The organism is Pseudomonas sp. 1152_12, assembly GCF_052850675.1.
In genome coordinates, this window is the sequence record NZ_VXCW01000037.1 from 1 (window position 1) to 3,616 (window position 3,616).

Below are 3,616 nucleotides of genomic sequence, written 5' to 3' on the forward strand. Positions count from 1 at the left end.
CTTGACGATGACCTACTCTCACATGGGGAAACCCCACACTACCATCGGCGATGCATCGTTTCACTACTGAGTTCGGGATGGGATCAGGTGGTTCCAATGCTCTATGGTCGTCAAGAAATTCGGGTACTGAGTCGCGGCCAGCTGGCCTCGCTTCAGCAAATTGGGTATGTGACAGCTTTCGGTGCTTTGTGCTGCCTTTGTAACGGCAGTCGAACTTTCGGTTCATTTCGTCTTCACACACCGCAATCTGGCCTCTTTCGAGTTCGCAAATTGCTTGGGTGTTATATGGTCAAGCCTCACGGGCAATTAGTATTGGTTAGCTCAACGCCTCACAGCGCTTACACACCCAACCTATCAACGTCGTAGTCTTCGACGGCCCTTCAGGGGACTCAAGGTCCCAGTGAGATCTCATCTTGAGGCTAGTTTCCCGCTTAGATGCTTTCAGCGGTTATCTATTCCGAACATAGCTACCCGGCAATGCCACTGGCGTGACAACCGGAACACCAGAGGTTCGTCCACTCCGGTCCTCTCGTACTAGGAGCAGCCCCTCTCAAATCTCAAACGTCCACGGCAGATAGGGACCGAACTGTCTCACGACGTTCTAAACCCAGCTCGCGTACCACTTTAAATGGCGAACAGCCATACCCTTGGGACCGGCTTCAGCCCCAGGATGTGATGAGCCGACATCGAGGTGCCAAACACCGCCGTCGATATGAACTCTTGGGCGGTATCAGCCTGTTATCCCCGGAGTACCTTTTATCCGTTGAGCGATGGCCCTTCCATACAGAACCACCGGATCACTAAGACCTACTTTCGTACCTGCTCGACGTGTCTGTCTCGCAGTCAAGCGCGCTTTTGCCTTTATACTCTACGACCGATTTCCGACCGGTCTGAGCGCACCTTCGTACTCCTCCGTTACTCTTTAGGAGGAGACCGCCCCAGTCAAACTACCCACCATACACTGTCCTCGATCCGGATAACGGACCTGAGTTAGAACCTCAAAGTTGCCAGGGTGGTATTTCAAGGTTGGCTCCACGCAGACTGGCGTCCACGCTTCAAAGCCTCCCACCTATCCTACACAAGCAAATTCAAAGTCCAGTGCAAAGCTATAGTAAAGGTTCACGGGGTCTTTCCGTCTAGCCGCGGATACACTGCATCTTCACAGCGATTTCAATTTCACTGAGTCTCGGGTGGAGACAGCGCCGCCATCGTTACGCCATTCGTGCAGGTCGGAACTTACCCGACAAGGAATTTCGCTACCTTAGGACCGTTATAGTTACGGCCGCCGTTTACCGGGGCTTCGATCAAGAGCTTCGCGTTAGCTAACCCCATCAATTAACCTTCCGGCACCGGGCAGGCGTCACACCCTATACGTCCACTTTCGTGTTTGCAGAGTGCTGTGTTTTTAATAAACAGTCGCAGCGGCCTGGTATCTTCGACCGGCATGAGCTTACGGAGCAAGTCCTTCACCCTCACCGGCGCACCTTCTCCCGAAGTTACGGTGCCATTTTGCCTAGTTCCTTCACCCGAGTTCTCTCAAGCGCCTTGGTATTCTCTACCCAACCACCTGTGTCGGTTTGGGGTACGGTTCCTGGTTACCTGAAGCTTAGAAGCTTTTCTTGGAAGCATGGCATCAACCACTTCGTTAACTAAAAGTTAACTCGTCATCAGCTCTCGGCCTTAGAATCCCGGATTTACCTAAGATTCCAGCCTACCACCTTAAACTTGGACAACCAACGCCAAGCTGGCCTAGCCTTCTCCGTCCCTCCATCGCAATAACCAGAAGTACAGGAATATTAACCTGTTTTCCATCGACTACGCTTTTCAGCCTCGCCTTAGGGACCGACTAACCCTGCGTCGATTAACGTTGCGCAGGAAACCTTGGTCTTTCGGCGTGGGTGTTTTTCACACCCATTGTCGTTACTCATGTCAGCATTCGCACTTCTGATACCTCCAGCAAGCTTCTCAACTCACCTTCACAGGCTTACAGAACGCTCCTCTACCGCATCACTTACGTGATACCCGTAGCTTCGGTGTATGGTTTGAGCCCCGTTACATCTTCCGCGCAGGCCGACTCGACTAGTGAGCTATTACGCTTTCTTTAAAGGGTGGCTGCTTCTAAGCCAACCTCCTAGCTGTCTAAGCCTTCCCACATCGTTTCCCACTTAACCATAACTTTGGGACCTTAGCTGACGGTCTGGGTTGTTTCCCTTTTCACGACGGACGTTAGCACCCGCCGTGTGTCTCCCATGCTCGGCACTTGTAGGTATTCGGAGTTTGCATCGGTTTGGTAAGTCGGGATGACCCCCTAGCCGAAACAGTGCTCTACCCCCTACAGTGATACATGAGGCGCTACCTAAATAGCTTTCGAGGAGAACCAGCTATCTCCGAGCTTGATTAGCCTTTCACTCCGATCCACAGGTCATCCGCTAACTTTTCAACGGTAGTCGGTTCGGTCCTCCAGTTAGTGTTACCCAACCTTCAACCTGCCCATGGATAGATCGCCCGGTTTCGGGTCTATTCCCAGCGACTAGACGCCCTATTAAGACTCGCTTTCGCTACGCCTCCCCTATTCGGTTAAGCTCGCCACTGAAAATAAGTCGCTGACCCATTATACAAAAGGTACGCAGTCACAGAACAAAGTCTGCTCCCACTGCTTGTACGCATACGGTTTCAGGATCTATTTCACTCCCCTCTCCGGGGTTCTTTTCGCCTTTCCCTCACGGTACTAGTTCACTATCGGTCAGTCAGTAGTATTTAGCCTTGGAGGATGGTCCCCCCATATTCAGACAAAGTTTCTCGTGCTCCGTCCTACTCGATTTCATGACTAAGAGATTTTCGCGTACAGGGCTATCACCCACTATGGCCGCACTTTCCAGAGCGTTCCGCTAATCTCAAAGCCACTTAAGGGCTAGTCCCCGTTCGCTCGCCACTACTAAGGGAATCTCGGTTGATTTCTTTTCCTCAGGGTACTTAGATGTTTCAGTTCCCCTGGTTCGCCCCTTACACCTATGTATTCAGTGTAAGGTAACCATCTTATGATGGCTGGGTTCCCCCATTCAGACATCTCCGGATCAAAGTCTGTTTGCCGACTCCCCGAAGCTTTTCGCAGGCTACCACGTCTTTCATCGCCTCTGACTGCCAAGGCATCCACCGTATGCGCTTCTTCACTTGACCATATAACCCCAAGCAATCTGGTTATACTGTGAAGACAACATTCGCCGAAAATTCGATAATACTCAGTTACGAGTAACTCACAAATTTTACCTTAGCCTGATCCGTTACCAGTGAAAGTAACGTTCAGTCTATCTTTCTATCACATACCCAAATTTTTAAAGAACGATCTAATCAAAGACTAGAAATCAACATTCACCATCAACCTGATGGAATGCTCATTTCTAAGCTTTCTTAACGTAGAAGCAGTAGTGGTGGAGCCAAACGGGATCGAACCGTTGACCTCCTGCGTGCAAGGCAGGCGCTCTCCCAGCTGAGCTATGGCCCCGTATTTCTACAGGCGTTTCCCACACAAAATTGGTGGGTCTGGGCAGATTCGAACTGCCGACCTCACCCTTATCAGGGGTGCGCTCTAACCAACTGAGCTACAGACCCAATTTCG

The 3,616-nt window shown here is 51.1% G+C and carries 2 tRNA genes and 2 rRNA genes; all 4 read right to left on the reverse strand.

From position 1 onward, the window contains the following. Positions 1–115, reverse strand: a 5S ribosomal RNA gene (rrf, locus tag FW764_RS27970); the annotation flags it as partial. A gap of 170 nt (positions 116–285) precedes the next feature. Next, a 23S ribosomal RNA gene (locus tag FW764_RS27975) occupies positions 286–3,177 on the reverse strand. A 249-nt stretch (positions 3,178–3,426) separates the two neighbouring features. After that, positions 3,427–3,502, reverse strand: a tRNA-Ala gene (locus tag FW764_RS27980). A gap of 30 nt (positions 3,503–3,532) precedes the next feature. Further along, positions 3,533–3,609, reverse strand: a tRNA-Ile gene (locus FW764_RS27985). Positions 3,610–3,616 lie beyond the last annotated feature (7 nt).